Annotated in this window: 15 protein-coding genes, 1 tRNA gene and 2 rRNA genes; 12 read left to right on the plus strand and 6 right to left on the minus strand. The window is 56.4% G+C overall.

What is annotated here, in order from left to right; genetic code table 11:
• Nucleotides 1-32 precede the first annotated feature (32 nt).
• Together TK_RS11185 and TK_RS11190 are read left to right on the plus strand one after the other, a co-directional pair.
• Entirely contained in the window at nucleotides 33-764 is a 732-nt protein-coding gene (locus TK_RS11185; RefSeq protein ID WP_011251176.1) for a hypothetical protein, read from the plus strand.
• Nucleotides 730-2,145: a DUF402 domain-containing protein gene (locus TK_RS11190; RefSeq protein WP_011251177.1), complete on the plus strand. Its 1,416-nt coding sequence runs from the start codon at nucleotides 730-732 to the stop codon at nucleotides 2,143-2,145. The genes TK_RS11185 and TK_RS11190 overlap by 35 nt, the downstream gene beginning before the upstream one ends.
• On the opposite strand, the gene TK_RS11195 is transcribed toward TK_RS11190, so the two are convergent.
• Together TK_RS11195 and TK_RS11200 are read right to left on the minus strand one after the other, a co-directional pair.
• Nucleotides 2,142-2,528: a PIN domain-containing protein gene (locus tag TK_RS11195; protein ID WP_011251178.1), complete on the minus strand. Its 387-nt coding sequence runs from the start codon at nucleotides 2,526-2,528 to the stop codon at nucleotides 2,142-2,144. The genes TK_RS11190 and TK_RS11195 overlap by 4 nt on opposite strands.
• On the minus strand, nucleotides 2,525-2,749 hold the full coding sequence (locus TK_RS11200; RefSeq protein ID WP_011251179.1) for an AbrB/MazE/SpoVT family DNA-binding domain-containing protein: 225 nt from the start codon (nucleotides 2,747-2,749) through the stop codon (nucleotides 2,525-2,527). The genes TK_RS11195 and TK_RS11200 overlap by 4 nt, the downstream gene beginning before the upstream one ends.
• A 66-nt stretch (nucleotides 2,750-2,815) precedes the next feature.
• On the opposite strand from TK_RS11200, the gene TK_RS11205 reads away from it, so the two are divergent.
• Nucleotides 2,816-2,998 (plus strand): hypothetical protein, encoded by a 183-nt coding sequence (locus TK_RS11205; protein WP_011251180.1) that lies wholly within the window; start codon nucleotides 2,816-2,818, stop codon nucleotides 2,996-2,998.
• 107 nt (nucleotides 2,999-3,105) lie between these two features.
• Here TK_RS11205 and radB read toward each other — a convergent pair whose 3' ends face one another.
• Nucleotides 3,106-3,768: a DNA repair and recombination protein RadB gene (radB, locus tag TK_RS11210; protein ID WP_011251181.1), complete on the minus strand. Its 663-nt coding sequence runs from the start codon at nucleotides 3,766-3,768 to the stop codon at nucleotides 3,106-3,108.
• Between the two features lie 9 nt (nucleotides 3,769-3,777).
• Complete coding sequence (locus tag TK_RS11215; protein ID WP_011251182.1) at nucleotides 3,778-4,413, minus strand: MBL fold metallo-hydrolase; 636 nt, start codon at nucleotides 4,411-4,413, stop codon at nucleotides 3,778-3,780.
• A gap of 86 nt (nucleotides 4,414-4,499) precedes the next feature.
• Here TK_RS11215 and TK_RS11220 point away from each other — a divergent pair, with 86 nt between their 5' ends.
• The 8 genes from TK_RS11220 to TK_RS11255 all read left to right on the plus strand — a co-directional run bounded on the left by TK_RS11220 (nucleotide 4,500) and on the right by TK_RS11255 (nucleotide 12,832).
• The gene (locus TK_RS11220; RefSeq protein WP_011251183.1) at nucleotides 4,500-4,865 is read left to right on the plus strand and encodes an ASCH domain-containing protein; all 366 of its coding nucleotides are present in this window, start codon (nucleotides 4,500-4,502) and stop codon (nucleotides 4,863-4,865) included.
• Entirely contained in the window at nucleotides 4,838-5,557 is a 720-nt protein-coding gene (locus tag TK_RS11225) for a DUF1614 domain-containing protein (protein ID WP_011251184.1), read from the plus strand. Before TK_RS11220 ends, TK_RS11225 begins: the two co-directional genes overlap by 28 nt.
• A gap of 54 nt (nucleotides 5,558-5,611) precedes the next feature.
• Complete coding sequence (locus TK_RS11230; RefSeq protein ID WP_011251185.1) at nucleotides 5,612-6,454, plus strand: ribose-phosphate diphosphokinase; 843 nt, start codon at nucleotides 5,612-5,614, stop codon at nucleotides 6,452-6,454.
• Nucleotides 6,455-6,846: 392 nt separating this feature from the next.
• Nucleotides 6,847-8,335: ribosomal RNA gene (locus TK_RS11235) — 16S ribosomal RNA — on the plus strand.
• A gap of 53 nt (nucleotides 8,336-8,388) precedes the next feature.
• A tRNA-Ala gene (locus TK_RS11240) sits at nucleotides 8,389-8,465 on the plus strand.
• 107 nt (nucleotides 8,466-8,572) lie between these two features.
• Nucleotides 8,573-11,601, plus strand: a 23S ribosomal RNA gene (locus tag TK_RS11245).
• The 16S and 23S rRNA genes sit together here with 1 tRNA gene alongside, the layout of an rRNA operon.
• 177 nt (nucleotides 11,602-11,778) lie before the next feature.
• Nucleotides 11,779-12,255, plus strand: a complete 477-nt coding sequence (locus tag TK_RS11250) for a magnesium-dependent phosphatase-1 (RefSeq protein ID WP_011251186.1) — start codon at nucleotides 11,779-11,781, stop codon at nucleotides 12,253-12,255.
• 10 nt (nucleotides 12,256-12,265) lie between these two features.
• Nucleotides 12,266-12,832 carry a DUF366 family protein gene (locus tag TK_RS11255; protein WP_011251187.1) on the plus strand — a complete coding sequence of 189 codons (567 nt, stop codon included), beginning with the start codon at nucleotides 12,266-12,268 and terminating at the stop codon, nucleotides 12,830-12,832.
• On the opposite strand, the gene TK_RS11260 is transcribed toward TK_RS11255, so the two are convergent.
• Together TK_RS11260 and TK_RS11265 are read right to left on the minus strand one after the other, a co-directional pair.
• Nucleotides 12,826-13,437, minus strand: a complete 612-nt coding sequence (locus tag TK_RS11260; RefSeq protein ID WP_011251188.1) for a membrane protein — start codon at nucleotides 13,435-13,437, stop codon at nucleotides 12,826-12,828. The genes TK_RS11255 and TK_RS11260 overlap by 7 nt on opposite strands.
• Nucleotides 13,438-13,484: 47 nt before the next feature.
• Complete coding sequence (locus TK_RS11265) at nucleotides 13,485-14,357, minus strand: hypothetical protein (protein WP_011251189.1); 873 nt, start codon at nucleotides 14,355-14,357, stop codon at nucleotides 13,485-13,487.
• 132 nt (nucleotides 14,358-14,489) lie between these two features.
• Here TK_RS11265 and lysS point away from each other — a divergent pair, with 132 nt between their 5' ends.
• Entirely contained in the window at nucleotides 14,490-16,070 is a 1,581-nt protein-coding gene (gene lysS, locus TK_RS11270; protein ID WP_011251190.1) for a lysine--tRNA ligase, read from the plus strand.
• Nucleotides 16,071-16,074 lie beyond the last annotated feature (4 nt).

Genomic DNA, 16,074 nt, shown 5'->3' on the forward strand with positions numbered 1-16,074 from the left:
TGGTAGTTGCAACTTAGGATTAGGGGGTGCCGATGGACGTTGATGAACTGAAGGCCAGGCTCGGTGATTTTGAGGGGATGCATTCGTCCTTTGAGGAGGTCTTTTCACGGCTCTATGAACCGGAAGAGGAGCCCACGGAGGTTGTGAGGAAGCTTCACTCTTTGTCGGCAAAAAAGCTTGAGTTAGCCTCTCACCTCTACAAGGAACTATCCGCAATAGGTGGAAGGGTCGAAGATCTCGCTAAGGAACTTTACAAGAACGAGCATCAGATGAAGTTCCGCCTTGAAGAAGTGATGTCCCTTCTTGGGCGCGACGACTATGAGGGCAGGGCGAGGCTTAAGGCCGCTTTGGACAGGCTGGTTCAGTTCCACAGGCTCTACGATTATGCCATCCGGAAGGCCCTGAGTGAGCTTTCTGCCGAGGTTGAAGGTCTGACGCTCCTAGGCGAAAACCAAAAAAAGGTTCCAGTCAGCATACTTGAGGAGCTTAGAAAAACTAAAGCAATTGAGAGCCAGCTTGAGACCCTCAAGAGGTTCCTTTACAGGCTTTACGTTCACCCCTCGGACGTTCACAGGGTCGAGCAGGCCCTAAGGGAGTGGCACGCAAAAGGCCTGCTCTGGGTCGAGGCGAGAAACGTTGAGAAGGCCAGCGGAGTGAGAGAGGCTGGCGAGATACTTGAGGGACTCGCGCTCATTGGGGTAATCGAGAAAAAGGATAGGGGTGGTGAAAGTGTCTACAGACACAAGGCCTACAGTCAGAATTAGGGGAATATACAGCACTGCCCTGACGAAACTCTTCCTCGACAGGGGGTTCGGCATCAGCCAGCCCAGCAACAAGATCGTCGAGCGCTTCGGCCTCGAGAAGACCTACGACGACTTCGACGTTGACATCTACGATAAGAAGGACAGACACGGGGTTGTGCTCGTTGGGGATGCCGTTGAAGAGGCCAAGAAGGTCCTTGAAGAGGAACTTATTGACGTCTTTTTTAGAAGGCTCCCGTACCAGCTCTACGGCATATACAAGGGACTTGTTGTGAAAATCGACGAAAAGTACGTTTACGTTGACCTGGGAAGTGCCATTGGTACAATCCCAAGGAAGGATCTTCCGAAGGCCGTTGAAGGCGATGAGATACTCGTCCAGGTCAAGAAGCACAACCTCCTTCCACACCTCAGCACCACCCTCACGATACCGGGGGACTACGCTGTCCTCATACCGAAGCCCATAGGGGCACAGAGGCACGTTAAGATATCGAGGAAGATAAGGGACAACCAGGAGCGTGAGAGGCTCAGGATTCTGGGTCTCAGCATAGACCTCGGCAAGTGGGGAGTCCTCTGGAGGACTGCAGCCGCTTACAAGGACTGGAACCTTCTCAGGGACGAGATAGTGAGGCTCTCCAAGCTCGCCGACAGGCTGGCAAAGGCCGACACGTACTTTGCACCTTCCCTGATAATCGAGGGCAGGAACATATATGAAGTGGAGTTCGGAGGAGGAGCGAAGAGAAAGCTCGACGAGATAAGGAACAAGGTCGTCCCAACCGTTGATGGCCACCACCAGCTCAAGGCCAAAGACCCGGAGCTTGGCTTTGCCGTCGAGATAGCCGAGGGAATACTCTCAAAGGTACCTGGCCAGAGGGTCAAGGTTAACCAGGGCTTCTGGGAGGCGCTCGTGGAGAACAAAGGGCCTAAGAAGGGCTGGCTCTTCACCCTTGAGCACGTCAAGCCCGATGGGCAGAGGATTAGGCTAGGGCCTGGAGAGGTCTTGGAGGTCTCCCACAACCCGCTTAGGGTCACAATAAAGAGACACCTCAAGCCGGGCAAGTTCTACGACGGCCTTGAGCTTCCGATTGAGTTTGGAGATTATGCCATAACCGAGCTCGAAGCTGGAAAGTGGTGGTTCGTGCACAGGTATTACGACAAGAACGGCAACCTGAAGGGAGAGTACTACAACATAAACACGCCCGTTGAGATATATCCTGACGGGGCTCGCTACGTTGACCTCGAAGTTGATATAGTTAAGTGGCCGGACGGCAAGAAGGAGATAATCGATCAGGAGGAGCTCAAGGAGCACTACGAAGAGGGCATCATCAGCGAGAAGCTCTACCGCGCCGTGCTCAGGATAACGCAGGAGGTATTTGAGAGGGTTTAAGGCAGGGTCTTGATTTCCAGCTTTTCAGCCTCTTTTTTCAGCCTTTTATCGTATGTTGCCAGTCTCTTGAAGTCCTCTGCCGTGGCTAGTATTACCATGTCATTGAACCGCTTTGGGTTTCTGGTGAGTTCTAGCGCGCGTTTCGTGTACTTCCCAGTGTCGCAGATAACCCGCGTCCTTGGGCTGTTTAGGATTGAGGAGATGACGTTATTTATTTCCTCGCTTTTGTACCCTTCTTCCCTGAAAAACCAGTAGAGCTCGTAGAGGACAATGCTCGGAACTATCCATCTTTCCAGCCCTGCCAGCAGTTTCCTCGCCTCTGCGTTGAACTCTGAGTCCCGTAGGGTGGCGTATATGAAGACGTTGGTGTCTATTACCGTCACTCATCCTCACCCTGGCCCTTTCTTATGGCTTCCTCGATGTCCTCGATCTTCAGTCCCTTTCCGCCGGGTAGCAGGGGAAGTTCGAGGTCGCTCTTTTTTATCACGGCTTTCCCATCTTCGATCTCGATGACAAGAACGTCCCCCACCTTGATGCCCAGCTTCTTCCTGATATCGCTTGGGATAGTAATCTGATAGTTCCTAGTTACCTTTGTGATCCCCATAGTCTCACCGGATTATAGTAGAAATAAGGGACGTAAAAACGTTGCGGTGGAAACCTTAGCATCCCTTTGCGCTCTAAAGTCTGGAACTACACGATAGGCGGCTACCGCGTCGTCGAGAAGTACCTGAAGGGCAGGAAGGGAAGGAAGCTCAGCTTAGAAGAGCTTGAGCACGTTTATAAAGTCGTCGAAATCCTCAAGCGGACGATAGAGCTCGTTAGGGAACTGGAGAAGATCGAGCCTGGGTTCTGAGCTTTCCTCTTTTCTTATCCTAAAAGAAACCAATCGGTGATATTACTGAATTGGTACTATACTCACCAAGTAATATCTGCCAACAAGAAGAACTGTCATCATACCACTCACTCAACGTCCTCTATTCCCCTCTCCGTTATCCTGAAATATGCCATAAGCCCTTCGGGTCTGAAGCGGTGTCTTTCGAGGACGGCAACCCTTAGCCCTGGCTTCGGCAGCTTATCGAGGCGGAGGATGTCCTTACAGCGGTATCCAAGGGTCTGCTCGGCGACGGGCTTTGTCATCTCGGTTCTGCTGTCGAAGTGGACCTGGTTGATGACTATTACCGGTATGTTATGCTTCCGGGCTATCCAGAGGAGAACCTGAAGCTGTCTGCTCAGTTCAGCTATCAGGCCGCTTCTGTTTTCCTCTGCTCTATAGTGAGCGGTTATTGAGTCAACTACGACTAGTGCAAAGTTGCTGTCCACCGTCTTTTTCAGCGAACCTATAACGCGCCTCTGCTCCTTGAAATCTGAAGGTGTAAACAGAATGAACCTCGAGAGGGCCTCTTCGGGGTTTAGACCTCTCGTCTCAGCCATCTGGACAAGTCTTTCGGGAGAAAATCCCCCCTCGGTATCGACGTATGCTACCTTTTTCCCACTAAGCAGGCCGGTCTGCAGGGCCAGGGTCGTCTTACCGCTCGCATAAGGCCCGTAAACCTGGGTTAAGACCCCGGGAGCGAACCCGCCCCCGAGAAGACTGTCCAGGCTCTTAGTGCCCGTCGAGAGCATGAAGTTCCCTCAAACTTCGATCTCTCTGTACAGTTCTGGCTTTATGAAGCGAACCCATATCCTTCTCTTCCTCAGCTCGCTCTCAAGCTTTGAGGGGTCTTCGTCGTTGTAAACTCCGTAGTGCATGGGTATAACAACCTTGGGTCTGATATCTTCGATTATCTGAGCTGCCTCTCTCTCGTTCGCTGTGGAACGGCCGCTGATAGGAACCAGGAGAACGTCGATCTTCCCCCTCAGCCTCTGGAAGGCGGGTGTTGAGTACGTGTCCCCAGGGTGGAAAACCGTTTTGTCACCTTCGATTATATAACCGAGAGGGTACTGGCTTGAAGGATGCTCAACGTAGATTGCAGTAACCTTAACGCCGTTCTCGAGTTCTATAGTCTCTCCGGCGTCAATTTCCCTCGCCTTGGTGACACCGTCGGCTACTGCCATGAGGTACACCTGCTTCGGCCCGATGACTGTTGCATCCCTAAGCCTTGAGAGCAGTTCGACCTTCCCATAATGGTCCGTGTGCTCGTGGGTTATCAGGATGTAGTCCACGTCACCTATCCTGTCGTCGTCAACCTCTGGATACGGGTCTATGAGGAACTTCACTCCCTTCGTCTCTATCCAGAAGCAGGAATGACCGTACCATATGATCTTCATCGGCATGACCTCCTCGGGAAGTTTCGGTGGGGTTAACTTAAAGTTTTCTCGGCGTTGGCTTTATTAAGGGTTGTGGGTAGTTCACCATGATGACTGAGAAGAAGAAAGGACTGATAGTTAGGGAGCCGTACGCGACCCTCATCGTCGAGGGCGAGAAGGTGTGGGAGATACGCAAGTCCAGGACGAAGATAAGGGGAGAAGTGCTCATCATAAGCAACGGGAAGGCCATAGGAAAGGCAGAGCTCGTGGACGTTCTGGGGCCTTTTTCTCCGGAGGAGCTTGCGGAGCACTTTGACAAGCACCGCGCCGAGCCCGAGTTTCTGAAGGAGTACTCCAATGGAAAGCCGCTCTACGCGTGGGTCTTTAAGAACGCCGAGAAGTTTGAGAAGCCTAAGGAAGTTGAGATGGCCAAGGGGGTTCAGATATGGGCCAACGTGGTTCTCAAAGATTAGCCCTCTTTTTCCCAGCCCTCCGCTGGCCAGTTCTCCTGCTCCTCGGCCTCTTTCTGGTAATTGTGTTTGCTTTCTTCTCCGGGGCTGTTCTCGTTGCTTTTCGAAGGCTGGGACTCCCGCCAGAAGTGGCCCTTACGATGTTCGTCTTTGCCCTCGTTGGGAGCTTCATAAACATCCCAATAGCAGAGGAGAGAGCCTACGAGCCCGTCATCAAGCTGAGAGAAGTCAGCTTCTTTGGGTTCCTCTACCCAATTCCGTACTTTGGGGTGGAAGAGCGGAGAATGATAATCTCGATAAACGTCGGCGGCGCGCTTGTCCCCCTGAGCATAGTCCTCTACGAGCTTATCCGAATTGCAATGTTGGGACAGTACGGACTACTCTTTAACACACTCCTCGCAGTCCTGATAGCGGCACTCATATGCAACGCTGTCTCTGTACCAGTCAGGGGCGTGGGTATAGCGATGCCCTCAATCGTCCCACCTCTCGTTGCGGTCCTCCTCGGGTGGCTGCTCGGGGACGGAAACCCAACGTTGGTTGCCTACGTCAGCGGAACCCTTGGCGCGCTTCTTGGTGCGGACATAATGAACTGGAAAAAACTGAAGCACCTTGATGCTCCCATGGTCAGCATTGGTGGGGCGGGTACCTTCGACGGTGTGTTCTTAGCGGGAGTTATTGCCGTCCTCCTGGTATGACGGTGAGTTTATAAGGGGTAAATTCGACAGGAATTCGGCAAAGGAGGTGGTTGGATGTTTCTTCTGGGCAGCGGTGGAAAGCACTTCGAGGATGAGCTCAGGAATGCAGGTGCGAAGATTCTTGAGGTTGAGATAAAGCGCTTCCCCGATGGTGAGAAGTACGTGAGGGTTATGGGCAACGGGGATGAAGCAACAGTCGTAAGCTCAACATTCTACCCGCAGGACGAGAAGATAGTCGAGCTGTTACTCCTTGGGGATGCTCTGAGAGAGAAAGGTTTTGAAAAGCTGAAGCTGGTTGTTCCGTACTTCGCCTACAGCAGGCAGGACAGGGTGACCAAGGATGGGGAGCCGATAAGCGTCAGGGCGGTCATGAGGGCGCTCGGCATCTACTACGAGGAGCTCTACATCTTTGACACCCACAACCCTGAGACTCTCAGGTTCTTCCCAGGGAAGGCAGTTAATGTTTCACCTGCCAGGGTTATTGGCGAGTACTTCCGTGAGAAGCTGGGGGACGGCCTTGTGCTCGCACCCGACAAAGGTGCGTTGGAGAGGGCCAGGGCCGTTGCGGAAGTCCTTGGTCTTGAGTACAGCCACTTTGAGAAGCGCAGGATATCCCCGACAGAGGTCGAGATGCATCCCGTTGACGTTGATGTGAAGGGCAAAAACGTCCTGATAGTGGACGACATAATCAGCACGGGCGGTACTATGGTGAGGGCCGCTGAACTGTTGAGGAAGCTCGGGGCCAAGAAAATTTACGTCTCCGCAACGCACGGTGTCTTTGCCGAGGGGGCAATAGAAAGGGTCAGCAGGGCTGTTGATGAGCTTGCCGTTACCAACACCATACCAACTCCGGTATCGAGGATAAGCATAGTGCCAGAGTTGCTAAAGCTTGAGTGATCTTGCTAGGTTCTATCATTATGTTTTGACATTTTTATGCTAATTTTTCCACATTTGGAACTCCTTTTTAACGCTTTCATTTTCAAAAATATGGCTCCTCCAGGGTTTTGCAAAAATTTTTCACTGCAGGGGTTCGTCCCTATAGGGTGGAGCGCCCGAACAGGGCGCGACGAAACCCGAGCGCCAAGACGGCGGCGTCGGGGGGAACGGGTGCAAAGCACCCAGGATGAACCCCGCCCTCCAGCTCGGGTCACAAAAAGGTGCGCTCCCGAGGAAACGCCGAAAGGCGGACCCCTCGGGGGTAAGGCAGGCCCGACATCCCGACCAAACCCCGGACGGGAATTATGGTACTTCCCGCTAAGGGAAGTCCCACCGGCCGTACTCCTTGCTCAATTCCGGTTGATCCTGCCGGAGGCCACTGCTATGGGGGTCCGACTAAGCCATGCGAGTCATGGGGCGCGCTCTGCGCGCACCGGCGGACGGCTCAGTAACACGTCGGTAACCTACCCTCGGGAGGGGGATAACCCCGGGAAACTGGGGCTAATCCCCCATAGGCCTGAGGTACTGGAAGGTCCTCAGGCCGAAAGGGGCATCTGCCCGCCCGAGGATGGGCCGGCGGCCGATTAGGTAGTTGGTGGGGTAACGGCCCACCAAGCCGAAGATCGGTACGGGCCATGAGAGTGGGAGCCCGGAGATGGACACTGAGACACGGGTCCAGGCCCTACGGGGCGCAGCAGGCGCGAAACCTCCGCAATGCGGGCAACCGCGACGGGGGGACCCCCAGTGCCGTGGCATAGCCACGGCTTTTCCGGAGTGTAAAAAGCTCCGGGAATAAGGGCTGGGCAAGGCCGGTGGCAGCCGCCGCGGTAATACCGGCGGCCCGAGTGGTGGCCGCTATTATTGGGCCTAAAGCGTCCGTAGCCGGGCCCGTAAGTCCCTGGCGAAATCCCACGGCTCAACCGTGGGGCTTGCTGGGGATACTGCGGGCCTTGGGACCGGGAGAGGCCGGGGGTACCCCTGGGGTAGGGGTGAAATCCTATAATCCCAGGGGGACCGCCAGTGGCGAAGGCGCCCGGCTGGAACGGGTCCGACGGTGAGGGACGAAGGCCAGGGGAGCGAACCGGATTAGATACCCGGGTAGTCCTGGCTGTAAAGGATGCGGGCTAGGTGTCGGGCGAGCTTCGAGCTCGCCCGGTGCCGGAGGGAAGCCGTTAAGCCCGCCGCCTGGGGAGTACGGCCGCAAGGCTGAAACTTAAAGGAATTGGCGGGGGAGCACTACAAGGGGTGGAGCGTGCGGTTTAATTGGATTCAACGCCGGGAACCTCACCGGGGGCGACGGCAGGATGAAGGCCAGGCTGAAGGTCTTGCCGGACACGCCGAGAGGAGGTGCATGGCCGCCGTCAGCTCGTACCGTGAGGCGTCCACTTAAGTGTGGTAACGAGCGAGACCCGCGCCCCCAGTTGCCAGTCCTCCCCGCTGGGGAGGAGGCACTCTGGGGGGACCGCCGGCGATAAGCCGGAGGAAGGAGCGGGCGACGGTAGGTCAGTATGCCCCGAAACCCCCGGGCTACACGCGCGCTACAATGGGCGGGACAATGGGATCCGACCCCGAAAGGGGAAGGGAATCCCCTAAACCCGCCCTCAGTTCGGATCGCGGGCTGCAACTCGCCCGCGTGAAGCTGGAATCCCTAGTACCCGCGTGTCATCATCGCGCGGCGAATACGTCCCTGCTCCTTGCACACACCGCCCGTCACTCCACCCGAGCGGGGTCCGGGTGAGGCCTGGTCTCCCTTCGGGGAGGCCGGGTCGAGCCTGGGCTCCGTGAGGGGGGAGAAGTCGTAACAAGGTAGCCGTAGGGGAACCTACGGCTCGATCACCTCCTATCGCCGGAAATCCCGTCCGGGGGGTTTAAGGGATGTCGGGCCTGCCATCAGTGGGCCGGTAGCTCAGCCTGGGAGAGCGTCGGCTTTGCAAGCCGAAGGCCCCGGGTTCGAATCCCGGCCGGTCCACCACGAAGAGGTGCACATCCCGAGCACGGCTCGGGGTGGAAGGGCCTGAGACCCCGAACAGGGGTCACGATGAGGGCCGTGCATAGGCGAGCTGGTCCAGAAAACGTCCCGCCCGGTGGCAACTAAGCCGCCTGGTGGATGGCTCGGCTCGGGGCGCCGACGAAGGGCGTGGCAAGCTGCGATAAGCCCCGGCGAGGCGCAGGCAGCCGTCGAACCGGGGATGCCCGAATGGGACCTCCCGCGGCTTTTGCCGCACTCCCAGTCGGGAGGGGGAACGCGGGGAATTGAAACATCTTAGTACCCGCAGGAAAAGAAAGCAAAAGCGATGCCGTTAGTAGGGGCGACCGAAAGCGGCACAGGGCAAACTGAACCCCGGGCCGAAAGGTTCGGGGGATGTGGTGTTGTAGGGCCCGCGGAGGAGCCCTGGGGGCGAAGCCGAAGTCCGCTGGAACGCGGCGCCGGAGAGGGTGAAAGCCCCGTAGGCGTAAGCCCCCGAGCTCCTGCGGTGTCCCTGAGTACCGTCGGTCGGATATCCGGCGGGAAGCTGGGAGGCATCGGCTCCCAACCCTAAATACGTCCCGAGACCGATAGCGAACTAGTACCGTGAGGGAAAGCTGAAAAGCACCCCGGGAGGGGGGTGAAAAGAGCCTGAAACCAGGCGGCGATAGGAGGGTGCGGCCCGAAAGGGTTGACCCTCCCCGAAGGAAACACGGGCGACCGTGGAGTACGAGGGGAGGTGACCGGGGTTGCACCGTCCGTCTTGGATCACGGGGCAGGGAGTTCACCCGAGCGGCGAGGTTAAGGGGGTCAACCCCGAAGCCGCAGGGAAACCGACAGGTCCGCAGCCCGTAAGGGCGAGGGACGGGGTGTGAAAGCGCCCGGAGTCGCTCGGGTGAGACCCGAAGCCGGTCGATCTAGCCCGGGGCAGGGTGAAGTCCCTCAACAGAGGGATGGAGGCCCGCTAGGGGTGCTGACGTGCAATTCGCTCCCGTGACCCCGGGCTAGGGGTGAAAGGCCAATCGAGGCCGGCGATAGCTGGTTCCCGCCGAATTATCCCCCAGGATAGCCCGGCCGGAGGTAGGCAGTGGGGTAGAGCACTGATTGGGGGTTTAGGGGGCGAAAGCCTCCGGCTCCCTGTCAAACTCCGAACCCACTGCCGCCGTAGATGGCCGGAGTAGGGGGGCGGTGTAAGCCGTCACCCGAGAGGGGAACAACCCAGACCGGGGTTAAGGCCCCAAAGTGCCGGCTAAGTGTTACTCCAAAGGGTGTCCCTGGCCTTAGACAGCGGGGAGGTAGGCTTAGAAGCAGCCATCCTTTAAAGAGTGCGTAACAGCTCACCCGTCGAGGTCAGGGGCCCCGAAAATGGACGGGGCTTAAGCCGGCCGCCGAGACCCCGGCGCACGGACCGATTGGTCCGTGATCGGGTAGGCGGGCGTGCCGATGGGGCGGAAGCCGGGCCGTGAGGTCCGGTGGACCCGTCGGTATTGCGGATCCTGCCGGGAGTAGCAGCATAGCCGGGTGAGAATCCCGGCCGCCGTAGGGGCCAGGGTTCCACGGCAATGTTCGTCAGCCGTGGGTTAGTCGGTCCTAACCCGACCCGTAACTCGGCGTCGGGGAAAGGGAAACGGGTTTATATTCCCGTACCGCGGTGGTAGGTGCGGCAACGCAAGCCCGAGGGGTGACGCCTCGGGGTAGGCGGACCGGTCCACAAGGCCGGCTAAGCGTATAAGCCCGGGGAGTGCCGTAATGGCGAGAACCGGGTGAAAGCGCGAATGGCCTCCCGTAAGGGGGGTTCCGCCGATCCCTGGGGCCCGTGAAAAGCCCCTCGGGAACGATCCACCGCGACCGTACCGAGAACCGACACTGGTGCCCCTGGGTGAGAAGCCTAAGGCGTGTCGGGGGAAACCCAGCCGAGGGAACTCGGCAAATTGGCCCCGTAACTTCGGGAGAAGGGGTGCCTGCGGGTGTGTAACCCGCAGGTCGCAGTGACTAGGGGGGCCCGACTGTTTAGTAAAAACACAGGTCCCAGCTAGCCCGAAAGGGTTTGTACTGGGGCCGACGCCTGCCCAGTGCCGGTATGTGAAGCCCGGGTACAACCGGGTGAAGCACCGGTAAACGGCGGGGGTAACTATAACCCTCTTAAGGTAGCGAAATTCCTTGTCGGTTAAATGCCGACCTGCATGAATGGCGTAACGAGGTCCCCACTGTCCCCGGCTGGGGCCCGGCGAAACCTCTGCCAGGCGCATATGCCTGGGACCTCCGGTGGGAAGCGAAGACCCCATGGAGCTTTACTGCAGCCTGCCGTTGCCGTACGGCGGGGGGTGCGCAGCGTAGGCGGGAGGCGTCGAAGCCCGCCCTCCGGGGCGGGTGGAGCCGCCCATGAGACACCGCCCACCCTCTGCCGTACGGCTAACCCGCGGAAGCGGGGACAGCGGTAGGTGGGCAGTTTGGCTGGGGCGGCACACCCTCGAAAAGGTATCGAGGGTGCCCTAAGGTCGGCTCAGGCGGGTCAGGAATCCGCCGTAGAGTGCAAGGGCAAAAGCCGGCCTGACTGGACCCGTAACAGAGGCGGGTCCAGCCGCGAAAGCGTGGCCTAGCGAACCCCTGTGCCTCCCCGGTGGGGGCCAGGGATGACAGAAAAGCTACCCTGGGGATAACAGAGTCGTCTCGGGCGAGAGCCCATATCGACCCCGAGGCTTGCTACCTCGCTGTCGGCTCTTCCCATCCTGGCCCTGCAGCAGGGGCCAAGGGTGGGGGTGTTCACCCATTAAAGGGGAACGTGAGCTGGGTTTAGACCGTCGTGAGACAGGTCGGATGCTATCTACCGGAGGTGTTGGCCGCCTGAGGGGAAGGCTCCCCCAGTACGAGAGGAACAGGGAGCCGCGGCCTCTGGTCTACCGGTTGTCCTACAGGGCATAGCCGGGCAGCTACGCCGCAGCCGATAAGGCCTGAAAGCATCTAAGGCCGAAGCGGCCCCCGAAAACAGGCGGCCACTCCTGGGCGTTGGGCCTGGGCGACCGGTCCGTTGCCCAGGACGAGGGCCCGGGAAGAAGACCCGGTTGATGGGGCGGGGATGTAAGCGGGAAGGGAAACCGACCCGTTCAGTCTGCCGCTCCCAACAGCCCGAGTGCTACCGGGCGGGACGTCTGAGAGACCAGCTCGCCTATGCACGGCCCTCAAGCCCCAATAATCCTTCTGAAAATTCTGTTCTCTGTGATCGTTGTGATTAACTGCAATGATAAGTATTGATTGCGTTCCTGTTTATTCTGATAGCAACTGTTAAATTGTTGCTTATTGAGATCTTTTGGTGGTTTGCATGAGGTTATTGATTCTTGACCTTGATGGAACTCTCTGGGATCATGAAGACGCTTCTCGACTTACTCCACCCTACGAGTTTCATGGCGATTACCTCGTCGATGCCTACGGTGAGGAACTGCACCTTTTTCCAGGCGTCCGCGAGTTTCTTGACTGGGCCAGCGAACGCTTTCTCCTCTCAATAGCCAGCTGGAACGTGGAGGAGAAAGTGAGGCCCATCCTCGAAGGCTTTGGCCTCTGGGACTACTTCCTGTTCCCGAAAATCGAGGGACACCCCAACAAGGCGGACATGATACGAAGAACCATTGAGGAGCTCGAATCGATTGGTTATACAATCGACGACGTCATCTACGTTGACGATAGGGCAATCCACGTGGACAAGATTAAACAGGAACTGCCAGATGTTGACTTCATCCACATGTGGGTTGATGTAAAGTCTTTTGAGGAGCTTAAACAACTCCTTGAAAAGCTGGACTGAGGTGATTGAAATGGAACTTCTTATCGTCAAGGACAAAAGAATAGACTACGACGGCTCTGCAATCCAGAGCCACTGGGCCTACAGAAACTTTGGAATCCTCGGCGACTCGATAGTGATCTTCCGCGGGAAATGCGACGTTAAAGTGGAGGAGATGATTGACATCGAAGACCTCCGTCAGAGCAAGGAGATAAAGAGCCACGACATGGTGCACTACATCATCGAGGTTTTTGACCTTGTAAACACACTCTTTGCCTCGACGCTCCAGAAGCTCTTCATAGCAAGGCTGTGCGAGGTTCTGGGTGAGTACGGAGTAAAGACTCAAAGGAAGGGCGACGACATCTATGTGAACGGAAAGAAGCTCAGCATCTCGATAGCCACGGTCTCTCCCGTCAGTGTGAAGATGCACATCGGCATAAACGTCGAGGCCAGGGGAATTCCAGAGGGCGTTGACGCGATAGGCCTGAAAGAGCTTGGGGTAACCGACGTTGATGAGTTCATGGAGAAGACTGGTAAGGCCCTCGTTGAGGAGTTCAACAAGGTAAAGAGGGACAGCCTCAAGGTAAGGTGGGCTCAGTAGAAGAAATAGAGTAGAGACCCAACGAGGGGAACCGCGAGGTTGTCGTCCACCCACGGCTGGTATTCAGCCAGCATGAGCACGAATGCCCACCCTATTTTTCCTATTGTGCTCCCTTCGAGAAGGGCAATCGCGATTATAACTGCCGTTACTAGGTAGCCTAAACTCCCAGTCCAGTGCTTTTTGAGCTTTACGTTGAAGCCGTTCCGCCTGAAGTAGTGGTGCCTGATTATCCCGGTAACTCCGTCGCTTATTGCCATCGCCAAAAGCAGGGCCGTTGAATAGTTTCTTGGCATGAAGTAACTTATTCCAGCGGCGGAAAGAGCGAAGAACACTTCACCGTAGTTGTTCTGGAGCTGATACCACGAGAATTCGCTCCGTTTTAGGTGGGGCCACAGCTGTGTGAGGCCGAAGGCGAAGGCCGCTGGTGCGAATACCTCTTTCGGAATGAGCCCATAATAGAACATCAGTATTGCTGGAACAATGCTGAAGTGTATGAGCTTCCTGTTCACCCAGGCCCATTCCTGCCCTAGGTACTTTGTAAACCAGATCGTCCCGACTATGATTGAAGCTCCAATAACGGCATAGGGAACCCAGCTGAAGTCCACGTTATTTCACCAAAGATGAAAAGCGTGAGGAGGGTTATATACCTTGCTCATCCGAAGGCCTTATGCACTGCCTCTAGGGCGTTTACGAAATCCCCAGCGTGCACAACGATATACCACTCTCTTGTTCTCGTCAGCTCTCCCCTCGACTTTCCGATCAGCTCTCCGTAAAGGCCCTGGATTCTTATCCTGGGCTCTGTGGTCGTTAGCTTCAGCGTTATCTCCGTTGGCTTTCCGTTTTCCCAGATCACGCCGACTTTTAAGCCCGCTTTCGTCTCCTTCCTCTTCTTCAGCCCGAGCTTTAGGTAGCGGAGCCTCTCCTCTGGAACCCCATTCTCCTCTGCTTTCTCTCGTAGGTACTCATCCGCTAGGGTTAATCCATGAAGTCCGAGGGCGTATCCGAAGACTGGTATCCCGAGGTCTTTCCTGCTTCTCCCCTTGTAGGCGTAGACCTCTATTCTGCTTCCAGAGCCCTTTGAAGCCAGCTGAATTCCCATGGCCTCTTCGTCTTTGAAAGCCCCGAACTCCTCAACGATGTCCTCGTACGCTGAGAATGGGAGCGAAAAGCTCGCCCACGTTCCCCAGAGCCGCGGTGGCACGGAAAGAAAGCCCCTCTCCTCAAGGTGGTACTCCATGGGCTTTGGCTTCAGCACGAGAAAGCCCTTCTCAGTTACGTCTAGTTCGATCACCGCCCGCTCTTCTGGGAGGAGGGCGAACTTTCCATCGCCCTCATAGTCTCTTGCCTTCAGCAACCTCGATTCCCTAATTTTTCTGTGTTCTCTTGAGCTTACGACAACTGGAACGGGTGTTTTTCTTCCGCTCTCTTTATCGTACGGCACCTTGAATCCTGCCTTCAGGAGCTCTTCCTGTATCTCCAGCGACGCCGGAAAGAAAACTTGGCTCCTTAGAAGTTCAACTTCCACTTCGATCACCGTTTTATTTTTCTGTCGTCTTGTTTTTACCATTAAGCTTTATAACTTTTACCCTTAATAACGTAGTTTTGAACCGGCCGTAACCTTAAAAGGGCATTCCACGAGCTAAGCGCGGTGGTGAAAATGGTTCACTGGGCTGACTACATGGCCGAGAAGATCATCAGGGAAAGGGGCGACAAGGAGGAGTACGTGGTAGAGAGCGGAATAACCCCGAGCGGTTACGTTCACATAGGCAACTTCCGCGAGTTCTTTACCGCTTACATCGTTGGACACGCCCTCAGGGACAGGGGCAAGAGGGTCAGGCACATCCACATGTGGGACGACTACGACCGCTTTAGGAAGGTTCCCAAGAACGTCCCACCCGAATGGAAAGAGCACCTCACGAAGCCGGTCCGCGAGGTTCCGGACCCCTGGGGCTGCCATGAGAGCTACGCGGACCACTTCATGAGCCTCTTCGAGGAGGAAATCTCAAAGCTTGGCATTGAGGCTGACTTTCTCCACGCGAGCGAGTTGTACAAGAGCGGCGAATATGCCAAGGAGATAAGGCTCGCCCTTGAGAAGAGGGACGAGATAAAGGCCATTCTCGACAAGTACCGCGAGAGGGCAAAGCAGCCGCCACTCGAAGACTCCTGGCAGCCGGTCATGATCTACTGCCCACACTGCAGGAAGGAAGCTGAGTTCGTCTCCTGGGACGGCGAGTGGAAGGTGTCTTATAAGTGCCCCCACTGCGGCGCTGAGGGCGAGACTGATATCAGAGAAGGCAACGTCAAGCTCCGCTGGCGCGTTGACTGGCCGATGAGATGGGCTCACTTTAAGGTTGACTTCGAGCCAGCGGGTAAGGATCACCTGGCCGCTGGAAGCTCCTACGACACTGGAAAGGAGATAGTGGAGAAGGTCTTTGGCTGGAAGGCACCTCTGACACTCATGTATGAGTTCGTCGGCATAAAGGGCCAGAAGGGCAAGATGAGCGGGAGCAAGGGTAACGTGATTTTACTTTCCGACCTCTACGAGGTTCTTGAGCCCGGAATAATCCGCTTCATCTACGCAAAGGCCAGACCGAACAAGGAGCTGAGGATAGACCTCGGCCTCGGTCTGCTCAACCTCTACGACGAGTTCGACAGGGTCGAGCGCATCTACTTCGGCCTTGAGCATGCAAAGAATCCCGAAGAGGAAGAAGAGCTGAAGAGGACGTACGAGCTTTCGATGCCGAAGCTCCCGGAGAGGCTGGTGGCTCAGGCACCCTTCCGATTCCTGGTTACCCTCGTCCAGATGCCGCACCTCGATGAGGACGGGATAATAAGGATTCTCCAGGAGCAGGGCCATGTCCCGGAGAACCTCACCGATGATGACATCGAGAGGATAAAGCTTCGCATACGCCTGGCCAAGAACTGGGTCGAGAAGTACGCACCAGACGACGTTAAGTTCTCGCTCCTCGAAAGGCCTCCCGAGATAGAGCTCAGGCCCGAAATTAGGGAAGCAATGCTCGAAGTTGCAGAGTGGCTTGAGGAGCACGAGAGGTTCAGCGTCGATGAGCTGAACAACGTTATCTTCGACGCGGCAAAGAAGCGTGGTATTCCAAGTAAGGAGTGGTTCAAGGCACTCTATAACATCTTCATAGGCAAGGACAGAGGGCCGAGGCTGGCACCGTTCCTGGCTTCCCTGAACAGGGAGTTCGTCATCAAGAGGCTGAGGCTAGAGGGTTAAACCC

The sequence above is a fragment of the Thermococcus kodakarensis KOD1 genome, from assembly GCF_000009965.1.
In the GTDB taxonomy this organism is placed as follows: domain Archaea; phylum Methanobacteriota_B; class Thermococci; order Thermococcales; family Thermococcaceae; genus Thermococcus; species Thermococcus kodakarensis.

What these genes read in the sequence shown, in the direction of transcription:
- TK_RS11200 (WP_011251179.1), bottom strand. Translation starts at nt 2,749, where the DNA reads ATGGGGATCACAAAGGTAACTAGGAACTATCAGATTACTATCCCAAGC.
- TK_RS11220 (WP_011251183.1), top strand. Translation starts at nt 4,500, where the DNA reads ATGATGACTGAGAAGAAGAAAGGACTGATAGTTAGGGAGCCGTACGCG.
- lysS (WP_011251190.1), top strand. Translation starts at nt 14,490, where the DNA reads ATGGTTCACTGGGCTGACTACATGGCCGAGAAGATCATCAGGGAAAGG.
- TK_RS11255 (WP_011251187.1), top strand. Translation starts at nt 12,266, where the DNA reads ATGGAACTTCTTATCGTCAAGGACAAAAGAATAGACTACGACGGCTCT.
- TK_RS11215 (WP_011251182.1), bottom strand. Translation starts at nt 4,413, where the DNA reads ATGAAGATCATATGGTACGGTCATTCCTGCTTCTGGATAGAGACGAAG.
- radB (WP_011251181.1), bottom strand. Translation starts at nt 3,768, where the DNA reads ATGCTCTCGACGGGCACTAAGAGCCTGGACAGTCTTCTCGGGGGCGGG.
- TK_RS11250 (WP_011251186.1), top strand. Translation starts at nt 11,779, where the DNA reads ATGAGGTTATTGATTCTTGACCTTGATGGAACTCTCTGGGATCATGAA.
- TK_RS11185 (WP_011251176.1), top strand. Translation starts at nt 33, where the DNA reads ATGGACGTTGATGAACTGAAGGCCAGGCTCGGTGATTTTGAGGGGATG.
- TK_RS11230 (WP_011251185.1), top strand. Translation starts at nt 5,612, where the DNA reads ATGTTTCTTCTGGGCAGCGGTGGAAAGCACTTCGAGGATGAGCTCAGG.
- TK_RS11225 (WP_011251184.1), top strand. Translation starts at nt 4,838, where the DNA reads ATGGGCCAACGTGGTTCTCAAAGATTAGCCCTCTTTTTCCCAGCCCTC.